At 39.8% G+C, this 21918-nt stretch carries 14 protein-coding genes; 10 read left to right on the top strand and 4 right to left on the bottom strand.

Annotated elements, in window-relative coordinates; translation table 11 throughout:
- Positions 1-902: 902 nt before the first annotated feature.
- The gene (locus B4B65_RS09235; protein ID WP_236582242.1) at positions 903-2159 is read right to left on the bottom strand and encodes a DEAD/DEAH box helicase; all 1257 of its coding nucleotides are present in this window, start codon (positions 2157-2159) and stop codon (positions 903-905) included.
- A gap of 161 nt (positions 2160-2320) precedes the next feature.
- On the opposite strand from B4B65_RS09235, the gene B4B65_RS09240 reads away from it, so the two are divergent.
- Positions 2321-3628, top strand: a complete 1308-nt coding sequence (locus B4B65_RS09240) for a putative oxidoreductase C-terminal domain-containing protein (protein WP_293915278.1) — start codon at positions 2321-2323, stop codon at positions 3626-3628.
- Between the two features lie 66 nt (positions 3629-3694).
- Here the strand turns inward: B4B65_RS09240 and B4B65_RS09245 are convergent, their stop codons facing one another.
- On the bottom strand, positions 3695-4966 hold the full coding sequence (locus tag B4B65_RS09245) for a DUF819 domain-containing protein (RefSeq protein ID WP_293915280.1): 1272 nt from the start codon (positions 4964-4966) through the stop codon (positions 3695-3697).
- A gap of 183 nt (positions 4967-5149) precedes the next feature.
- Here B4B65_RS09245 and B4B65_RS09250 point away from each other — a divergent pair, with 183 nt between their 5' ends.
- The 3 genes from B4B65_RS09250 to B4B65_RS09260 all read left to right on the top strand — a co-directional run bounded on the left by B4B65_RS09250 (position 5150) and on the right by B4B65_RS09260 (position 9039).
- On the top strand, positions 5150-6430 hold the full coding sequence (locus B4B65_RS09250) for a Gfo/Idh/MocA family protein (protein ID WP_293915282.1): 1281 nt from the start codon (positions 5150-5152) through the stop codon (positions 6428-6430).
- A gap of 16 nt (positions 6431-6446) precedes the next feature.
- Complete coding sequence (locus B4B65_RS09255; RefSeq protein WP_293915284.1) at positions 6447-7520, top strand: Gfo/Idh/MocA family protein; 1074 nt, start codon at positions 6447-6449, stop codon at positions 7518-7520.
- Positions 7521-7752: 232 nt separating this feature from the next.
- A complete protein-coding gene (locus tag B4B65_RS09260; RefSeq protein WP_293915286.1) occupies positions 7753-9039 on the top strand; it encodes a WG repeat-containing protein in 1287 nt (428 codons plus the stop codon).
- A gap of 102 nt (positions 9040-9141) precedes the next feature.
- Here B4B65_RS09260 and B4B65_RS09265 read toward each other — a convergent pair whose 3' ends face one another.
- On the bottom strand, positions 9142-11028 hold the full coding sequence (locus B4B65_RS09265) for an OmpA family protein (protein WP_293915288.1): 1887 nt from the start codon (positions 11026-11028) through the stop codon (positions 9142-9144).
- Positions 11029-11226: 198 nt separating this feature from the next.
- On the opposite strand from B4B65_RS09265, the gene B4B65_RS09270 reads away from it, so the two are divergent.
- On the top strand, positions 11227-12477 hold the full coding sequence (locus tag B4B65_RS09270; RefSeq protein ID WP_293915290.1) for an MFS transporter: 1251 nt from the start codon (positions 11227-11229) through the stop codon (positions 12475-12477).
- A gap of 823 nt (positions 12478-13300) precedes the next feature.
- On the opposite strand, the gene B4B65_RS09275 is transcribed toward B4B65_RS09270, so the two are convergent.
- Positions 13301-13900 (bottom strand): hypothetical protein, encoded by a 600-nt coding sequence (locus B4B65_RS09275; RefSeq protein ID WP_293915292.1) that lies wholly within the window; start codon positions 13898-13900, stop codon positions 13301-13303.
- A 416-nt stretch (positions 13901-14316) separates the two neighbouring features.
- Between B4B65_RS09275 and B4B65_RS09280 the strand changes: the two genes are divergently transcribed.
- From B4B65_RS09280 to B4B65_RS09300, 5 genes are all read left to right on the top strand, one after another.
- Positions 14317-14934 carry an RNA polymerase sigma factor gene (locus B4B65_RS09280; RefSeq protein ID WP_293915293.1) on the top strand — a complete coding sequence of 206 codons (618 nt, stop codon included), beginning with the start codon at positions 14317-14319 and terminating at the stop codon, positions 14932-14934.
- Between the two features lie 92 nt (positions 14935-15026).
- The gene (locus tag B4B65_RS09285) at positions 15027-15995 is read left to right on the top strand and encodes a FecR family protein (protein ID WP_293915295.1); all 969 of its coding nucleotides are present in this window, start codon (positions 15027-15029) and stop codon (positions 15993-15995) included.
- A 142-nt stretch (positions 15996-16137) separates the two neighbouring features.
- Positions 16138-19425 carry a TonB-dependent receptor gene (locus B4B65_RS09290; RefSeq protein ID WP_293915297.1) on the top strand — a complete coding sequence of 1096 codons (3288 nt, stop codon included), beginning with the start codon at positions 16138-16140 and terminating at the stop codon, positions 19423-19425.
- A gap of 266 nt (positions 19426-19691) precedes the next feature.
- Positions 19692-21056 (top strand): hypothetical protein, encoded by a 1365-nt coding sequence (locus B4B65_RS09295; protein WP_293915299.1) that lies wholly within the window; start codon positions 19692-19694, stop codon positions 21054-21056.
- Between the two features lie 55 nt (positions 21057-21111).
- The gene (locus tag B4B65_RS09300) at positions 21112-21918 is read left to right on the top strand and encodes a hypothetical protein (RefSeq protein WP_293915301.1); all 807 of its coding nucleotides are present in this window, start codon (positions 21112-21114) and stop codon (positions 21916-21918) included.

Consider the following 21918-nt stretch of genomic DNA (forward strand, 5'->3'; position numbering starts at 1 on the left):
TGTCAGAAACCGATTATATATGCGAAGTTGTAGGATTGCAGCATACTGAGAGTGCATTGTACTTTATTCAGACCCTTTCGGTTGCATCCCGTTCGAATCGCTTTCAGACAGATGATGAAAGAGTTTGTTATGTTTGCTTCGATGTCCCAAAAGGTGATACTATGGAGGATTCTTTTTATCAGAGATGATATCTGCAAACTGTGGGAATTTTTAAGAATCAGATGCTTGTATATTTTGTAGGCAACACATTGCTCTGATTTATGGCTACAATCCGTTATCTCATCTGAATTATCCGTATTCAGTGTTACAGTCTTGTGTCGTTCTTTTAATTTCACCAATTTTATAACATATTTCATATTTTTCCTCTGTTAAACGGTAAGAACTCTTAGAAGATTAAAAAGGTGGCATAATGTTTTTTGTGCGGAAACAGAATGCAACGATTTATCTTTAAAGTCTGATTATATCCAGAAAATAACTATATGATACTCTTATAGTGTAATAGCCATTCGATGAAGCGTTTATTCTTCACTACGGATTTCGTTTGTTTTAGAGGAATGTTTCTCTATCTAATTATTTTTTGCAATTTTAGGACAATAGAAAATTTTAAAATATTCGAACTGATCAATTAATTATTCTATAAGTGCAATTAAATAAGATTAAGTTGTAGGTAGAAGGTGTACTACTAACGCTTATGGCTAAGGGAGGTATAAATTTAATATACTGATTTAGATTCTCTGACCTAAGTTTTCTATAAAAGGCTTCCAGTATAACTATAATTATATTTATTAATTTAGCTAAGGACAGATTGAATAAAAAAAGAGGAAAAGCAAAGAAAAGTTTTAGAACTAAAAGCCCGACCAATTTTTACAATTGGTCGGGCTTCTTTAATACAGAACTAATCCTTAATCTTTTGTTTTGAATTTTCCTCTTCTGAAGGGTTTTTTACTGGCTCCGGATCTGGCTTTGCTTCTGTTTTTGTCTGTAGCTGGTTTCTTAGCTGCCTGGCCTGGTTTCTTCGGAGAGATATGTAAGCTGTAAGGATGCTCTTCCACTCTTGGTATTTCCATCCGAATGGATTTTTCAATATCTAACAGGTATGCGTATTCCTCATCATCACAGAATGAAATTGCTTTCCCATCCTTTCCGGCACGTCCTGTACGTCCTATACGGTGTACGTAAGATTCCGGGATATTTGGAAGATCAAAATTAATCACATAAGACAGATCATCGATATCAATCCCTCTTGCTGCGATATCTGTAGCTACCAGTACGCGAAGTTTGCGATCTTTGAAATTAGTCAGTGCATTTTGTCTGGCCGATTGCGATTTGTTACCATGGATAGCTGCTGCTTGTATACCCTGTTTTGCCAGATCTTTGGCAATTCGGTCTGCACCATGTTTTGTTCTGGAGAATACCAGCGTATGTTCAATATTTTCGGATTTGAGCAAATGCGTAAGCAGATGGCGTTTGTCTGATTTGCTGACAAAATAAACCGACTGCTGTATTTTTTCTGCTGTGGTAGATTCCGGCGTTACTTCTACTTTGCTTGGATCTTCCAGAATATGAGATGCCAGTTTCTGAATCTCTGCAGGCATTGTTGCTGAAAACAACAGTGTCTGTCTCTTTTTAGGAATGATAGAAATCACCTTTTTAACGTCATGGATAAATCCCATGTCCAGCATTCTGTCGGCTTCATCCAGTACAAAATACTCCAGTTGTTTGAGATCAATAAATCTCTGATTGTACAGGTCGAGCAGGCGCCCTGGAGTCGCAATGAGGATATCAATTCCTTTTTTTAAGGCATCACGCTGCGGCTGTTGTCCCACACCACCATATATGACCAGATTACGAATAGGTAATTCTTTGGAGTATGCATCAAAATTTTCTTTGATCTGTATGGCTAATTCACGTGTAGGTGTCAGCACCAGCGTGCGTATTCTTTTTTGAGCAGTCTTTTCTTTGGAATAGGTCAGCATCTGCAGGATAGGAATGGCAAAAGCCGCTGTTTTTCCAGTTCCTGTCTGTGCGCAGGCCAGGAGATCTTTACGTTGAAAGATGATAGGGATTGCTTGTTCCTGAATAGGTGTCGGATTCTGATATCCTGAAGCTTCCAATGCCTTCAGGATAGGTGCTATAAGTTTTAAATCTTTGAATTGCAAATTGTTGAATTTTATAATGCTGACTTTTTTGTCAGTATCAATCAGCTGCAAAGGTAGTTAAAAGAATAACTGTTTTTTGTTTTAAATAAAAATGTAATTTTGGTTCAATTTTTTTGAGACTAATAATCAGCAACATTGATGTCTTTCGCCAGACGGTAATTATGAAACATTTTTTTAAAAATATAGCTTTACTTGTTCTTTTGACCGGAATGATGTCTTGTCAGGAACAATCGCATATCGCACTTGTTGTCATCAATCCTATGGATAGCACTGTGAATACGGTGGTCAGTTCTATGGCAGATCAGCTCGATACACTGGTGACAGTCTTTAATCCTTCTCATTCTCCTTCTCTGACAGCGAATCCGGCCTTCCGTGTAGCAGATATACAGACTACAGATCTAATAGGGAAATTGCTGTCCGGAAGTAAGGCTAATGTTGCCTATTTGGATGGATTCAATACAGAAAGAGGTATGTTAGGGGAACGGTTAACGGCAAATGGCATTGCTGTACTTGCGCAGCAGCCACTTGTGGCTGGAAAACAGAGTATGCAACACCTGCAAAATATGTATCGTACTGCTGCTGAGACAAAAGCACTGATTTATGATCTGGTACCTGCACGGTTTTATGAGGAAGCTGTTATTGTCAAAGCATTAGTCGCACAACAGGAGTTTTCTGGAGGCCTGATTGCAGGTTCTGAAGAGGCTCCGGCAATTGTAATCAACAGGCACTTTAATTTTGTAGAGTGGAAAGAGGGAAATATGATTCAAAGACCACTTTCATTTTTTGATGTAAATAAACAGGGTGACGGTTTTGCAGGTCTTGCTTCCTATCTTGATCTGGTGAACTGGATTACATTGCCGGAACAAAAACTGGATTATGCTGCGGATGTCAGACTAATCAAGGCCCGAAAATGGCCTGCCTTATTGAACAGGTATCAGTTTGCGAATCTGACTGGACAACAATCTTATCCTGATGAACTGAAAGCTTATGTAAATCCATATAATGAGCTTGCTGTTTCTTCGAATGCAGAAATTCGTTATCTGCTTCGGGGGAAGTCTGTTGCAGTAACTGTGGCCTGGGATTATGATTCTGAAGAAAGTAAAGGTGACACTTTTGAAGGCGTTCTTCAAACCATTAATTTTACTGTTGAAGTCCGATCCGAAGATCGCCGTAATATCATTTATATAACAGCAAAAGAATCGGCAGATAAGCCGGGTTTTGAGAAAAAACTTCAGGAAACTCTAGCTAAGACCGGTATTCAGGCTGTTAATTTTGAATTGACAGCAGACGGCAAATATAAGATAGTATTACCGGAGGGAAATAACAGAAATCCGGATAAGTATCTCGCAAGTTCTGTAAAGGCTTTTGTTAGTTATTATCAAAAGGGTGCTGTTCCGGAGTGGGAAACATCTTTTATAAAGGCTAAATATCAATTGATATCTGATGCCGCAAAACAGGTAACTCCTTAAATAGATATAGCGCAGAACTTCAGTTCTGCGCTATATCTATTTATAACATTCTTATCGAAAATATGGTTACTGAAATAATCCGGAGACATATTGCATCAGTAGTCCGCAGATGTAACCTCCGTATGTGCCGACTGCGTAACCCAATACCGCAAGTAATACCCCTACAGGAGCTAAATATTTGTTAAATGCTGCAGCTACAACAGGAGCAGATGCAGCTCCGCCGATATTTGCCTGACTGGCAACAGCTACATAAAAGAAAGGTGCCTTTATAATTTTTGCCACTCCCAGCATAAGGATAATATGGATCAATATCCATACAATACCTACTAAAAAGAATACAGGATTGTCCAGTAAAGCTTTTATATCCATTTTCATTCCGATTGTAGCGACCAGGATATACAGTAATATAGAGCCCATATTGGACGCTCCGTAATTTTCAAGTTTCCGTACTCTGGTAAAGGAAAGAACCATTCCTATCGTAGTCGCTATAATAATAACCCAGAACGTAATACTTGTCAGGGAATATTGTTCCGAAGCCGGCCAGATTTCTTTAAACCAGGGTCCGATAAAATTACCCATAAGGTGGGCAAGTCCAGTTCCGGCAAAGCCGACTCCTAATACGGTAAACCATTGGGCTACGGATACATCTTTGACTCTTTCTGCAAGGTGAATGGATTCCAGTCTTTGTTCGAGATTATTGAGAGATGAAGTATCAGCCTTGAAAAAAGCATCTATTTTTTCAGATTTTTGAGCACCGTAGATCAATAATCCCATCCAGATACTGGATATAAGTACATCTACAGCTACCATTTGACCAAACAGAGATTCTGAAGAACCGAAAACTTTGAACATCGCGGCCTGATTGGCGCTTCCTCCGATCCAACTGCCTGCAATAGCCGCAAAACCTCTCCATGTCTCTTCTCCGTTGAAATGAAGAATGGACGGAAATATACTGCCAATCAAAGCAATCGCAATAGGACCACCGATAATAATACCGATAGCTCCTGTGAAAAACATGATTAACGATTTGCTGCCCAGTTGTTTAAGTCCCTGAATGTCGATGCCAATGGTAAAGAAAATCAAACTGGTAGGAAGCAGGTATGTGGAAGCCATCTCATCCAGTTGTGACACCTCTCCATTGATGATATTAAAAGAATTCAAAAGTGCAGGAACAAAGTAGCACAGTACAAGGGAAGGACAATATTTATAAAACCTGGCCCAAAAACCTTCCTTTTTACTGGAAGTATAAAAGATAAAACCAAGAATTCCCATTAATAAGCCGAATACAACAGCATCATTGGTAATAAGTGGTTGTACAATTGGTAATTTTTCTTCCATAGTTGTTTAAAATTGATGATTAGTGGGGTGAAGTTATGTATTATTTGTAACTTATTCATTGATTTAATCTAAAAAATGCACAAAAACGCATGGTTAATTTGTAAAAATATAGTGATGGATATTTGAAATATAGGGATGTTATTTTTAATGTAACTCTAAATTGTTAATTTTAGAGTTCTATATATGAATGAAATGAACCAGGACAGAAGAACCTTTATCAAACAAAGTGCGGTCGTGGCTGCATCACTGGCAGCAATTCCACATTTGGGATATGCTACTTCCGCAAAAAAGATCAAAGTAGGTTTGATCGGATGTGGCGGAAGAGGAACAGGAGCTGCTTCTCAGGCTTTAGCGGCAGATCCTCAGGTAGAAATAACGGCATTGGCCGATATTTTCCCGGATCAGTTAGAACATGCACTTACGACACTTCGTGAAATAGATGCTGCGCGTGTACAGGTGGATGATAAAAATAAATTTGTAGGGTTTGATGCATATAGAAGACTTATAAACTCGGGTGTAGATGTTGTATTGCTCTGTTCGCCGCCGAATTTCCGTCCTGATCATCTGGAAGAGGCCGTCAAGGCCGGTAAACATATATTCTGTGAGAAACCTGTAGCCGTTGATATTCCGGGTATTCACCGCGTAAGTAAAGCAGTAGAGCTGGCAAAACAGAAAAAGCTCAATATTGTCTGTGGTTTTTGCTTTCGCTATTCCACACCAAACCGGGAGATTATCAAACAAGTCAGAGCGGGTAGTATTGGAGATGTAAAGGGATTGTCTACTTTTCGTTACGGCGGAGAACTTACATTCAAAGACAGACAGCCCGCGTGGAGTGATCTTGAATTTCAACTTCGGAACTGGTTGTTCTATACCCGTTATTCGGGAGATATGCTGGTGGAACAAGCCATACACAGTGTGGACTTTATGTCATGGGTGATGAATGATGAACTGCCTAAACTGGTAACAGGCACCGGAGGAAGACAGGCTAAGCCGTGGGATAAATTTGGAAATGTATATGATCATTATGCTGTAGAATATGCTTATTCCGGAGGATTGAAATCTTACCATTTCAGCAGACAGCAGAATGGCACTACATCACGTAATAGTGTCGATGTAATGGGCACACAGGGACAGGTAGATGTCAAACTGATGTCCAGTTACGAAGTGATGGGTGAACATCCGTGGAAATTTACGGGAAGACTCAATAACATGTACCAGACACAACATGATGAACTGTTTGCAGCTATTCGCAACGGACAAGTTATTAATGACGGAGATTCAATGACTAAGTCAACGCTGTTGGGTATCTGGGGAAGAACTGCTGCCTATACCGGAAAAGCGATCAGCTATGATGAAATCATGAATTCACAAGTCGTATTGGGCCCGCATTCTGATGAATTTGACTGGAATATGAAAGTAGATCAATTACCAATTCCACGTCCGGGATTAACAACTTTTGGATAATATCTGAACAGATTTCATGCGAAAAATCAAAATATTAGTAGTAGGATGTGGCAATATGGGAGCTTCCCATGCACAAGCGTATCATGAGCTTCCTGAGTTTGAGATTGTGGGACTGGTATCCCGCGGAGAGAGTAAATCCGAACTGAATACCCGTCTGAATGCAAGCTATCCTTTATATGAAGATTATGCAGAAGCTCTTGCTATTTCTCATCCTGATGCCGTTTGTATAGCTACCTATCCTGATACACACGAAACATATGCAATCATGGCTTTTGACTCCGGAGCGCATGTATTTATAGAAAAACCATTAGCCGATACGGTTGCCGGTGCGGAAAATGTCATTGCTGCAGCAGAACGTTCCGGAAAAAAACTGGTTGTCGGCTATATTCTCCGTCATCATCCGTCATGGACAAGGTTTATTGAAACAGGCAGACAGATGGGATATCCACTGGTTATGCGCATGAATCTTAACCAGCAAAGTCAGGGCTATATGTGGGATGTTCATCGTAACCTTATGAAAAGTCTCAGCCCGATAGTGGACTGTGGTGTTCACTATATAGATGTGATGTGTCAGCTTACCGATGCCAGACCATTACAGGTGTCTGCGATTGGGGCAAGGCTTACAGATGATATTCCCGACAATAATTATAATTACGGACAGTTGCAGATTCGTTTTGATGATGGCAGTGTAGGTTGGTACGAAGCAGGCTGGGGGCCGATGATGAGTGAAACAGCCTTTTTTGTGAAGGATGTGATCGGGCCTCTGGGTTGTGTGTCCATTGTAGCTAATGAAGCATCCGGTAACGGACATTCAGATAGTGTAGCCTCCCATACACGCACCGAGTCCCTTCGTGTTCACTATGCCGCTATTGATGATCAAAATAAATTCGTGCGTAAAGATGAATGGATCCACCTGGAAGACGAGCCTGATCATCAGGAACTTTGTAATAGAGAACAGCTTTTCTTTTTAAAGGCTATACAGGATAATCTCGACCTGAGCAAATCTATGCAGGATGCATTGAATAGTTTGCGCATTGCTATTGCCTGTGATGAATCAGTCAAGACGGGGAAGATCGTTAGTTTATCCTAAGAATCTTTGCATTTTCCACTGCTTTCTTCTGCAATAATTTTATGAAATGATGGGTATAGTGTCTTGATTTTCATTTATCAGCATAAGTTTTATAGCCTATACTTAAGACTAATTAAATGAGACTTTAGGATTCTTTCCTGTCTTCATCATTGCTATTTTTCCACAATGTAATTTTTTTTGATCAATTGGTCTGTAATTTGATGAAGAAAGATTGTATTAACTTGTTTTGATGATGAAAATTTCCATTTCTGTATTATTTCTCCTTTTCTTATCTCAAATAAACACGCAGGCACAGACTGATGTGTGGCAAATTCATCTTGAAGCAAAAGGTGCAAAACCTGCTGAATGGTGGACAGAGCGTACAGGACAGTATGTTGCCGAATTTGAACAGAATATTGCAGAAGCATTTTATCCTGAATCAAAACATGCAGATTTTGAAGAAAAAATCTGGATATCAAAAGACAAATCCAGAGTACTAAAGGGAAAGGACGAAGCTCAGTTTATGTATGTGTATCCTAAAAAAGAAGTATACGCTTACCAAAAAGGGGATGATATCATTACAAAAGATATTATATCCGATCCATATCGTATCATTAATGCTTCGGATGTGAAGAATGTAGGAGATGATATCAGCTACCTGATCATTTCCCCTACAGGTGAAGTAAGAGATATTCAGGGATACAGCTGCCATAAATATAAGTTAAACTTTGGACAACACGGATTCGGAGAGGTAAACTATCAGGTGTGGTGTGCCAAAGATATTCCTGCATATGGAAGTGATAATCTTCCTTTTGCTAATCATTTACCGGGAGCGGTTTTACAGTTTGATCTGGATACACAGGATTCTACAGTCGGATTTGCGGCAACTAAAGTTGAAAAAATGAATGCTGACCCTTCGTATTTTGAATTGCCATCCGAAATGGAAATCGTGGATGTACAGGATACTGGCGACGGCCTGTCTTCCGGAGGAGAACTGCTTGCTGTCTTCAACAGCGGTCTTCAGCTACAGGATGGTGTACAGTGGTTTCCGGATAACCGGGACGGAAATGTAGTCATAGGATTAAAGAAGAAAAGCGGAGAAATTCTGTTACCGGCAAATTACCAGACCATAGAAAATATTACAGATGAAGTTGCAGCCGTGACCGATCTGGACCAGAAATACTGGTTGGTACGTAATGATGGCAAGGTGCTGAATACATCCGGGTACAATCACTTTCAACCTGTCAACGATCAGGTCTATTCTTATCAGATTAATACTAATTTCGGATTGGCAGATATTGAAGGTAAAATACGTGTTGACAGTCTGGAAGATATGCAACCTCTAAATTCGGAATATGTATTTGCAAAGAAAGACGGTCAGTATGGTGTCATAGATCTGGAAGGAAAGTTTGTCGTTAAACCTTCTTATCAGTCCGTGAAATGGAATGCGGCAGGTGAGCTGAATCTTGTTGAAAAAGAAGGTCAAAATAAGACTACAACTATTTCGGCATCGGACTTTATTGGGAGCTTTATAAAATAGGAGTTTTTGCTTCTGAAGACTGCAGGCATCTATAAAAACTGTAATTGCTTCCTTAATACTTGTTTTAGAAAAAAGGCAGAGCAAATGCTATGCGGATTAATATTATCTTATAATCTTAAATTCAGTTCTTCTGTTTAAGGCTTTCCCTTCTTCAGTATCATTTTTAGCTATGGGTTGATTTGAACCATATCCTTTTGCCAGAAGACGGGAAGCTGAAATACCCTTTACAATTAAATAATCGACCACAGCCTTTGCTCTGTTGTCCGAGAGCGTCTTATTCAGCTGATCATTCCCTGTGTGGTCTGTATGTCCTCCTATTTCTATGCGTACCTGCGGATTCTCCTGTAAAAAAAGAACGAGTGTATTCAGATCACTGGTGGAGGAAGGTAAAAGATCGTATTTGTTTAATGCAAAGAAGATATTGTTCAGTACTACATTTTTGTCCACCTCTATGGGTTTCAATAAGATTCTGGCTTCAAACTCTTCATTCGTATGGCGGGGATCATCCAAAGCGTAGGGTATCGATTCGAACAGATAGCCTTTTTCGCGAACATGCACTGCATAGTGGTTGCCAATGGGTAAGGTCGCCAGAAACTCTCCGTCGGTGATGTCACTCTGGTCTTCAAATACCACCTGATTTGTGGCGGTATTTGTGACGCTGATACTGGCTTTTACCGGGACTAAAGTTTTTGCATCCAGTACCAGTCCTTTTATAAATGCTACGGGATGCGGACGGTTATGTGCAGGAATCTCAAAACTATAGATGTCCAGCTGTTGTTGTCCGTCTATTTGTGTAGAAAGAAATCCCATTTTACCATTCATACTTACATAAAGCGCATTTTGTTCATAATAATTATTTATGGGATGTCCGAGATTAACAGGAGTAGACCACTTATTCAGGGAATCTGATTTACTTACAAAAATATCTTTACGGCCGAACCCGGGCCATCCGTTGGAAGCAAAGAATAAACTGGTATTATCTGCGTGGATATAGGGTGCACTTTCATCAAAGATCGTATTGATCTTCGGCCCCAGATTAACAGGCGCAGACCATTCCTCTTTTGTATTCAGTGTGCTTTTCCATATGTCATACCCACCAACTCCGCCAGGTCTGTTACTGACAAAATAAAGGGTACGTCCGTCCGCACTAATTGCAGGTTGAGATTCCCATCCTTTGGAATTGATCGGCGCACCGAGGTTATAAGGCTCGCCCCAGATTCCGTTTTCTTTTTTTGAGATGTAGATGTCACAGCTACCCATTCCGTTTGGCCAGTTACAACCCGTGAAAAACAAGTATTTACCATCAGGTGAAATACAGTGCGCCCCTTCATTAAATTGATCTGAGTTAATGTGGCCTGTTAATTTTTTGGCCTGAGACCATAGTTTTCCATCGTACTGACTTTCGTAAAAGTTTTCCTGATTGGCTGTTTTACGCGTGAAAATAATAGTTTTGTTATCGGCAGTCAGCTTAGGAAAATATTCATCATCTATAGAGTTGATAGCATCGGATAACTTATTCATAACAAAGGTATCCGGAGAAGAGTAGGAGAGGCTAAAATTGCAGTCTGCAATGTATTTATTTACTAACAGAGCACTTTTGTCAGCCAGTTTTACTTTAGTTTTGTAGGTTTCCAGGTAATTCAGGGCTTTCTTATAATGGCCTGTGAAAAGGCTGGACTCGCCGATTCCAAAGTACGTCAGCGCAGTTAGTTCAGGATCTGTCTGCAACACTTTTTCATACATCTGGCGGGCTTCTTCATACTGATCTGCTTTGCGATAGAGATCTCCGAGAGTCTGATAAGCAGATGCAAAATTACCATCAATTTTTATAGCTTCCTTCAGGAGTTCTATTGCCGGAGGATATTCTCCTTTTTGCAGGTGTCTGTTAGCAGATGTATAGAGTTGTTGTGCTTTTGCATTTCCGGAAGGTTTTTGAGCAAAAGTATATCCAAAGACACATATAAAAATCAGGACAAGACTGTAACGCATATATAACTATATTCAATCTGTTAAAGATAATTAAATTTTGCTGATTGATAAGGGGGTGTATTTTGATAACCGTATGAAGGATAACCTTGCTGTCTATAGTTTGTGAAGTTGAATCAATCCTGTTACAATTTGTGAAACCATCCTTTAAAGGCTATCTTAGATGTATAAACCTTAATCATCTGCAGTTCTCTTTTTCTTATGGATATTTCATTGCGTATTCGTCTTTCGGTCATGATGTTCTTAGAATATGTGATAAAAGGCGCATGGTTTGTTACTTTAGGGACGTATCTGGCCAAAAATCTGCAGGCTACAGGGCTTGAGGTTGCGAATATTTTTTCTACACAATCGCTGGGAGCCGTTCTTGCACCTTTCTTTATAGGATTTGTGGCAGATCGTTATTTTAATGCAGAACGCGTACTGTCTGTATTACATTTAATTGGTGCGGTACTGTTATTTATGATGTATAAGTCGGCAAGTGCAGCTGAGTTTTATCCATATGTATTTGTTTACTTTATCGCTTATATGTCTTCTCTGGCATTGACTAATTCTATTTCTTTCAGGCATCTGAAAGACGCAAAAAAGCAATTTCCGGGTATTCGGGTTTGGGGTACGGTGGGCTGGGTGATCTCGGGGGTAATAATAAGTTATATTTTTCACTGGGATAGTCCTGATGCGATAGCAAGTGGAGCATTGAGTTATACCTTTCTACTGGCGTCTTGTTGTTCACTACTCTTATCTGTGTTTAGCTGGACATTACCTAAAACACCTCCTGTAGCAAAAAATAAGGATAAATCATTCCGTATAACAGATGCTATGGGACTGGAAGCTTTAGGATTACTAAAGAATAAAGGTTTTCTGATATTTTTCTTAACAGCAGTTGTGATCTGTATACCGATATCTTTCTATTATCAGAATACAAATCCTTATCTGGTGAGTGTAGGATTGCCCAATCCTACGGCTAAGATGGCTTTGGGGCAATTGTCGGAAGCGCTTTGTCTTCTACTTATTCCTTTCTTTTTTGCCCGCTTTGGTTACAAAAAGATGATTCTGATTGGTATTTCTGCCTGGATACTGCGTTATCTGTTGTTTGCTTTCGGAAACGGAGATGATTTGTCTTATATGCTGATCATCGGCATTGTACTTCATGGTGTATGTTATGATTTTATGTTTGTAGTGGGCCAGATTTATACGGATACAATTGCCGGCGAACGTTATAAATCTTCAGCTCAGGGATTGATCACAGTCGCAATGTATGGAATAGGGATGTTGATTGGCTTTTGGGTTGCGGGGTATATTTCAGATTATCTAAAAGCTGTATATGTATCTGATTTCTGGTGGTATTTGTGGATTACCCCTGCGGCAATAGCTGCAGGATGTCTTTTGATTTTCGCCGTCTTCTTTAAAGAAAAAATGGGAGTCGCTAAAGATGGAGCTACCGAAGTTGTATAATATTGTTTAACAGTTTTAACCGCATCATAAAGCAATCCTTCGCTGTGTCAGTTGGTGTTCCCGCTAACTATTTAATTAACGTTAGTTTTGGGTCTTATTATAAAATATAGGGTAGCACTAAGTAGTAGAAGCATATGCTTGTTATATCAGTCTTTAACCTCTCCTTAAAAAGGAGAGAAGAACTTGTTCCTGAACCGCTAAAAGTAGCAGACACAAGCGGACGCTTGCGCCAGAAATTACAATCCTTCACTGCGTCAGTTCTGCGTAAGTTGGCGTCTCCGCCAACTATTTAATTAACGTGAGTTTTGGGTCTTATTTTAAAATATAGGGTAGCACTAAGTAGTAGAAGCATATGCTTGTCATATCAGTTTTAACCTCTCTCCCGGTAAACTGGTATCTCTCCTTAAAAAGGAGAGAAGAACTTGTTCCTGAATCGATAAAAGTAGCAGGCACAAGCGGACGCTTGCGCCAGAAATTACAATCCTTCACTGCGTCAGTTCTGCGTCAGTTGGCGTCCCCGCTGACTTTTTTATTAATTAACGTGAGTTTTGGGTCTTATTTTAAAATATCGGGGTAGCACTAAATAGTGGAAGCATATGCTTGTCATATCAGTCTTTAACCTCTCTCCCGGTAAACCGGGATATCTCCTTAAAAAGGAGAGAAGAACTTATTTCTGAACCGATAAAAGTGGCAGGCACAAGCGGACGCTTGCGCCAGAAAAGGCAATCCCTTACGGCGTCAGTTGGCGTCCCCGCCAACTATTTTTTACATAACTATTATAATAAGGAGTTGCTGAAACAGCTCCTAAAAGAATTATCTTTTCTTAGTTCTTTTCGATTTCATTTTCCAATAAATCAAACAGAGGCTGAACCATCTGTGTAATATGTGAACCGTTGAAAATTAAAAACGGAATTTTATTACTTAGTTTTGATAAGGTGGTGGAGCTTTCCGGATAGGGATGGCGTTCGTTCCACTTGATAATATCACTCAGATGTAACAATACCTGTCTTAAATTTTCATAATCTGTGAAGCTTTGGAAATCCATTCTGTTTTTATTGAACAATCCGATTTCGTCTGCCAGTTGAAGCAGGTTTTGAGTTTTTTGCTTGAGTGAAACTCCTTGTATCCTTTGACTTCTGGGATAAGAAATTGTGTTGTGTGCATTGTCAATCATGCCATTCAGCCCTATTTCGAGAGCTATGCCGAGATGATAATAGGCATTGATAGATGTCTTCACAAATGCAGTATTGTTAATATCCATATGTACCCCTGAATCATAATTATCCATCCGAAGCTTTTCCAAAAGCATATGTGCAACAAGTTTTGATATGCGGTAATACTCACGCCAATGAACGGGCTGGTCTAAAGATACAACGCTGTTGAAATATTGTTTTAAGGTTGAATGTTGGTTATATGTATCCATAGGTCATATAAATGTTTTACACATGTAAGTTACGTATAAATTCTTTAAAATGAAAAAAATATACAATTAATATTTTTTTTTATTTGTAGCTAAGTTTAAGTTGAAATTTAACAAATAAGAATGACGAAAACGTATAGACAGATCTATTTTAAGAGTTAGATATCATAGGTGGAATTATTGCGCTGAGAGGGAAGTCATAAGCGAGCTTAATTACTTATGAAAGTACTAAAATAATGTATACTTACAAGATATTTTAATTATTGAAACAACTATGTTACAAAGTGTTGCGGTATTTTTCCCTTTGTTTATTTTCTTCTGCCCTTGTCTTCATTTCGTCTTTGTCCTGACTGCTATATAATGTATACAGTATGATTTTTTAATATTGGCTTAATATGAATATTTTACATTTGGGCCATATGCCTGAAACAAGACGTTTACATCAGCAATGGTTAGTCTCCGTCAGAGAACAAGACGACAGATCTGCATTTGCCGAAATCTACAATTGTTATTGGCGAGAACTCTATATCCATGCTGTAAAACGTGTTCGTGATGAACAACAGGCAGAAGATATTCTTCAGGAGTTGTTTGTTCAGTTCTGGGAACGAAGGTCTTCTTTAGATACCGGAATGAATCTGCGGGCATATCTCTATGGTATGCTGAAATTTAAGCTCATAGATTTTTTTAACTCGAATAAGGCACAGCAAAAGTTGCTGGATGGATTAGCCGAACATATGTTTGATTATGTGCAGCAGCATCCGGAAGAAATGGAAACTTATCTTGCCATGGAAAAACTATTGGAGGAGGAGCTGGAAGCAATGCCCAACAATATGCAGCAAGCCGTGTTGTTGCGTTGGGAGCATTATAGTATAAAAGAAATCGCCAGCAGACTTAATCTCTCTGAACAAACTGTGAAAAATAACCTAACCGAAGCAACCAAACGTCTTCAGAGAGGACTTACTGCCCGGTCAAAAGATGTATACGGCCCTCTTTTTTTACTTTTCGTGCAGTCCTTGCAGGAATGGCTCAAACCTTAAGCAGCTGTTCATAATTCTTTCATATAACCTTAATGATTTGTTGAAGTACTTTTTGTCCTTTTTGCTGACATACAGATAAAAGGGACAAAAAAGTGAAAACTAAAATATTCAACTTATTGATACAACGGTATCGGGACGGAAGTGCTACCACTGACGAACGTCGGCTTGTCGATCGTTGGTATGATCAGCTTGACCGGGAGCAACTTTCGGAAAATGGTATATCTGAAAATCTTCAACATCGTATCTATGGAGAAATCTGTAGTCATATTGACGGGGCTACCGTACGTCAGGTAGGATCTATGATCTCCTGGAAATTTGTCATCAGTATTGCGGCCAGTCTGTTCATCTGTCTGGGTTTTGTATGGTGGATGACGGCTCAGGATCAAACTCCTTCACAGCATATTGCGGCGGCTCCGGAAATAAGAGTTTTTGAAACTATAGCGGGCGAGCGGAAGCAGGTATTGCTTCCGGACAGTTCAGTCATCACCCTGAACAGCATGACCCGGCTTAAACTGGATATAGCAAGTTTCAATAGAACAGACCGAAAGCTGGAACTTTCATATGGAGAAGCATTTTTCGAGGTGAGGCGTGATACATTAAGACCTTTTATTGTTACTTCAGGAGCGCTGCAGACTCAGGTACTGGGTACTTCTTTTACGATCAGGTCTTATACAGATTTGCCGGAGCAGACTGTAGCTGTATTTTCAGGCAGAGTGCAGGTAAAGCATCATGATCAGATGCTTGGAATATTGACCAAAGGTCAGCAGATCCGTTATGATAAATCAAATGAAAACAGTACAACAGAATCATTTGACCTGGAAAACAGAAATGCCTGGATTACGGGTAAAACATATCTGAACAAGGCTTCATTCGAAGAGCTTGCGCTTACCATCCGAAATAATTACGGAGTAACCTTGCAGACTACAAATCCTCGTATAGCGGATCAGCAGTATACACTGTCCATTCAGAAACAAATCTCTCTGGACGATCTCTTGCAGGTCATCACGACCGTACACCAAAATAAATTCAGGAAGGAGGGCGACATCGTGATGGTTTATTAAATCTAAAAAGAGTCAACGACTGCCATCGTTAACCCTTTTTCGCACAGGATCGCTCCTGATTTTTAAAACTGTACTAAAACCGTGAAGTCATTAATACATAATCAAATTTATGCAATTTAATTTATACTACCTCAAATTTATAATGAGAATCCTATTACTCTCAAGCCTGATGATGGTATTTCTTATGGAAATGTTATTGGCCAATAGCGTAAATGCCCAATTATTAAAAAAGAAAATTACGATTTCTGTGCCGGCAAAGAATATGTCCGAAGCATTGAAACATCTGGAAGGTCAGCAGGTATTTATTGCCTATGATCCCGGTAAATTGAATCTGGATCAGAAAGTTACCCACAGCCGCAAATTTGTAAACAGTACAGTAGAAGACGTGCTGAAACATATCCTGTCAGGTAGCGGAATCGGCTATAAAGAGGTCGGGAGCTATATTATGCTTCAACCGTTGGTGACTCAACAACCCGGACGTGTATCGGGACGTATTCTTGATGAAAGGGGATTGGGCTTGCCAAATGCTACGATCAGAATTGTTGAATTAAACCGTAATGCGCAGAGTGCAGTAGACGGAAGTTATTCGTTAAGAATTCCGTCAGGAAAGTATACTTTGGAAGTGAGTTACATTTCCTACCAGACACAGCGTATCAGTAATGTACAGGTACAATCGGGTGAAATTACAACGTTAAATATCGCTATGGTGGCACAGACTGCTCAATTGGCAGAGGCTGTCGTGAATACTTCATTCAAGAAGGCATCAGTGGCTGGACTCTATGCTGCACAAAAAAATGCAGCATCGGTTACAGACGGTATTTCAGCCGAACAGATTGCCCGCACTCCTGACAATGATATGGGGCAGGTGCTAAAACGTGTGACAGGTCTGACAACAGTAGACAATAAAAACGTCGTGGTAAGGGGGATGTCTGAGCGGTATAATCAGGCGATGCTGGACGGAGTAGTGATACCGAGCACATCCATGAATAGGCGTAATTTTTCTTTCGATATCATTCCGACAGAAATGGTGAGTAATGTGGTTGTAAACAAGACTGCTACACCGGATATGTCATCTGAATTTTCGGGTGGTCAGGTATCCGTAAATACGCTGGATATTCCGACGCAAAATTTTACTTCTATTCAGGTGGGAACAGGAACGAATTCGCAAACACTGGGTAAGGATTTTTATCATCTCGGAAAGCGCTATAACAGTGAATATATCGGGTTTTACAACTCTTCTGTCAAGCTGCCAGACGGAATGACTCCCTGGTACTGGACCTCGGGTGTAGAAGTACCTCCTCCGGGTATTCCGGGGCAGACAGATGACCTCACATTATTACCTAATGATCCACGTCCATATAGTTCACTTGATGCTATTGCACAGTCCAGGCGCTTGAGTGCGGAACCTCTCAGGCTGAATAAATATAAGGGAATGCCCAATCAGAACTACCGCTTTTCATTAGGGCGTGTATATGATTTGAATAACGGAATGAAACTTGGCTTTGCGGCAAGTGCTAATATCCGAAATGAGCAGAATATTGTAAAGTTCAACAATATAAGAAGCTCAAACCGCGGCGGATTTCATTTTATAGATAGTGTAGGACTGGGGCAGAACGGTGCCGGTACTTCCTATCGTTTCAACAGCAGCAGCGGTCTTGTTGCTAACATTGGATTACAAGGGAAAGATTTCAAAATATCTTCCAAGAATATGTATGCCCGTACCTACAATTCGAACTATAATGAGGCTATCCGATTGAATTATGAGGATCTTATGCAAGCCCCGTTTAAAGAACAGTATCAGTTGCCTGAAGCGATGTCTTTGCAACAACATCAGCTGAATATAGAATATCTCTTGCCCTGGTCTGTTAAAATGGAAGCGATGGGAGCTGTCAATAAGATCGAACAGCAGATTCTGGATGAGCGTAAATTAAGATACAGATTGACAACTATTATTGACGGTCAGCCATATTTTCAAACTCCAAATGTACGCTTGGCCTCGGAAGTAGGAGGAGATAATCTGTCCAGAGATTCTCGTATGTGGACAAATGTCGATGAGACAGATTACAACTGGAAGTTTGATTTCTCGAAAAAATTTGCCTCAAGAGAAAATATCAGTACGCTGGTTAAATTAGGGTATCAGGGCTGGTCGAAAAACAGATCTCTGGATGTATTCCGAATGCTGCCTGCTGCTGCAAGGGGCAGTGTTATTGAACAACCTTATGAAGTCATCCTGGATCCTCAAAATATAGGTAAAGAAATCAATCAGGCGTATTACTGGGCGGAAAATATTAATGGCCGGATTTTCAACGGAGATATGAAAAATCATGCCGGTTATATTATGGCAGATCAGAAGTTATGGCAAAAACTACGTCTTGTATATGGCGTACGTATGGAATATTACCGTTTGAATAATCAGCAGGCCGAATATTGGGACAGAACTTCAGGTATAGTCAATAAATATCTGGAATACAGGGATCTGGTTGAAGATAAAAATTGGAGAGCATTGCCTTCGCTTAATGCAACATATAGTGTGACGGATGATTTCAATGTCCGTGCAAGTTACTCGCGGACAGCGATACGTCCCGATTTCAGAGAAACTTCCTTCTTTGGTTTTTATGATTATGAACTGGATGCGAATATCTCAGGCGGACTCATGACTTCTTCGTTAGTAGATAATACCGATATCCGGTTCGAGTGGTATCCGGGTGCCGGAGAGATTATCTCGCTGACAGGTTATTATAAATATCTGGACAAACCTGTTGAGCTGGTGATGGATCCGAGACTGAATACACAGAAATACTTCGTCTTTGTCAATATGGAATCTGCACGCAATCTGGGTGTTGAAATGGAGGTGCGTAAAAATCTAAGCTTTGTGTCTTCTCAGGAATGGTTATCTAAATTTTTTGTATATGCCAACGGTACCCTGCTCAAATCTTCTGTCAAGACACTTAGTCCGTGGTACGTAGATGCTAATCAGGATAATGCATTAGTACAAGCCAAAGGGGCGGATCAGGATCGTCCGCTAATGGGGCAGTCTCCATGGCTGTTGAATCTGGGTTTGAGTTATTGGGGAGACTATTATGGTGCTACAGCCAGTTATAATCAAAGAGGGCCTCGTACCAATCTGGCTAATACCAGTCCGAATCTGGTTGAATACGAACTTGCTCCGCGTCAGCTGGATTTTCAGATATATGCCCGTTTATTCAAAAAGAAAGCAGAAATCAAATTTAATATGGCTAACCTGCTTAACGAATGGACACGATTCTATACGAATACCGAAGCCTATGAAATGATAACACCAGGAAAAGAAGCGGATGGTTTTCGTCTGGTAAGAGGAGATAATAATTATAACAAAGGTGACGGAGATACGATTACCTACCGTAAACAGGATGGTCGTCGGTTTAATTTGTCTTTTACCTACAATTTTTAGGAATAAATATGAAGGCCATCTTGAAAGGTGGTTAGAAATAGAAAACAGGCTTGCGCGAGGCAGGCAAAAAATAATAATCCTGTGATCCTCCTATGAAGAATAAGTTCCGCGAATTGTCAAACACACAATCGGGAAGATAAGTAAAAACTAAAAAAGGGTGAAGGGATTATGCAAGCTATACTACTGAACGTTATTTGCTGTCCGGCTCAGTAGCATAGTTCACAAATTGTCTATAGGCAGCAAAGTTATTAAATTATTAACAAAGCATGAAAAAGTTTTTATTCGCGGCATCTGTATGCGCAATCGCATTAGCCTCATGTAACAAAGACAACCTGGCTCCACAAGCAGATTTCAAAGCAGGTCTACCGGCTAAACCTCAGGCACATGTTCCTGTAGATGTAAATGGTTTGATCACTAAATCATTTCTGTCAAAAGATACGGTATGGTTGATCGATGGTGTTTCTTTTGTAGCACCCGGACAAACGCTTACAATTGAAGCAGGTACTTTTCTTACTTCAGGTAATGTGAAATCTTATAATGACGAGGTATACGGTGCTCAAAATATCCGTGGGGTATTAGTTGTACCTAAAACAGCTAAGTTGAATGCTATCGGTACTGCTGCTGCTCCGATTGTATTTACATCTCCTAATGCTTCAGGTAGCCGCAATCCGGGCGATTTTGGTGGTGTGATTATGTTGGGTAATGCTACAACTAACCAACCGGCTACCACACGTATCGAAGGTGTACCTGCTCCTATAGGTGTAGATGTAACTTACGGTGGAAGTAATCCTGCTGATAACTCCGGTACATTGAAATATGTGCGTATCGAGTTTGCTGGTTATAACCTTACTGAAAACAATGAGATCAACGGTCTGACTTTAGGTGGTGTTGGTAACGGAACTACTTTGGAAAACATTCAGGTATCTTGGGGTAAAGATGACGGTTTTGAGTTTTTCGGAGGTACTGTTAATGCGAAATATTTAGTAGCTTCTTCAAATGACGATGATGATTATGATTTTGATTTCGGATATACCGGAACTATTGAGTATGCATTGTCTCTGAAAGATCCTAACTCTACTAACAGTACTTCAAGTGGAAATTCTGATTCTAATGGTTTAGAGTCTGATAACAATGGAGCAGGTGATGCTACAAGATTGCCATTGACTAATCCTAAATTGAGAAACTTTACATTCCTGGGTATTAAAGATGCAGCTGTTGCTACTACTAAACTTAAGTATGGTAACCGTTGGAGAAGAGCTTCTTCACTGGATATCGAAAATTCAATCATCGCCGGTTATGCTACAGGAGCTAGTTTCGAGAGCATTTCAGGAGGTAATTTCAGTAACAACGTCGTGCACGGATATGCAGCTGCATTCAATGGCTCTGCTCCGGGATCAGGCAACTCGACAACAGTTTCTTCTGATGCAACGTCTTATCTGGCATTAGCAGGTGGAACTAATATTTTCTACCCTGTATCAGGCGGATTTAATCCTTTTGTTTTACGTCCTACAGCTACTTCACCAGCTTACGGAACCGGAACTTCATATAAAGGAGCTATCGATCCTGCTGTGACGAATCCTTCACAGGTGTGGACATTCGGATGGACTCAGTTTTCTCCGAAAACATATTAATCATAATCTATATAGCCTGTCGAAAACTGCTTCGACAGGCTTTATTTAACTGTATATGAATAGAAAAATAGTTTGCTTTTTGTTACTGATCTCCGTATTGGTAATCACAGGTTGTCAAAAAGGTGAAGAAATCAATTCGTTCACTGCATTAAGTACGGTTCAGTTTGCTCACAAACAAGCTGAAGGATATGAGATAAAAATAGGTAAGGAAACTATCCCTTTTAATATTTTGAAAAAAATAATCAGGAGTGATTCTGTAGAAGTCAGCGTAGTAAGCCTGACATCAAAGACAGAAGTGCTGAAACAATATATAAAATTAGAAGAGAATACAAACAAGTTTACATTGTTAAAAATGGATCCGGCTGACGAACAAACGGTCGTACTGATGAAGGGGAATGGCGAGATTGAAGGAGTGGTACCTGAGCCGGGTAAAATCAAAGTCAAATTTGTCAATTACAATAAAGAACTGGCTTCGAATGAAGAATCTATACACCTGGTATTTCAGGAATTAAAAGAATTTGATTTCGGTATGTTTATGTCTGTATATTATGATATCAGTACAGATACGGTGTTCAATGTAAGCAGAAAAGTGCCGCAAGATTATGCTGTAATACCAGTCAAGCGTCCTCAAGTTGGTGCGTCTGAATTTGTAGGAAGATTTTTAGTATTGAAAACCGATAAAAAACCATTCTTAAAAGATGGAGAACCTGTATACCTGTATTTACAGAGTTCAAATACATCTGCTGGTATTTTTATATCAACGATTCCTGACGGAGTAATTTCTAAGAAGGAAGATTATTTCGATACCTGGACTCCTTCCCCGGGATGGTCCTATCCATTTAGTAATTTTTTGATTAAATAA

It is taken from the genome of Sphingobacterium sp. UBA5789 (genome assembly GCF_002418355.1).
GTDB lineage: Bacteria > Bacteroidota > Bacteroidia > Sphingobacteriales > Sphingobacteriaceae > Sphingobacterium.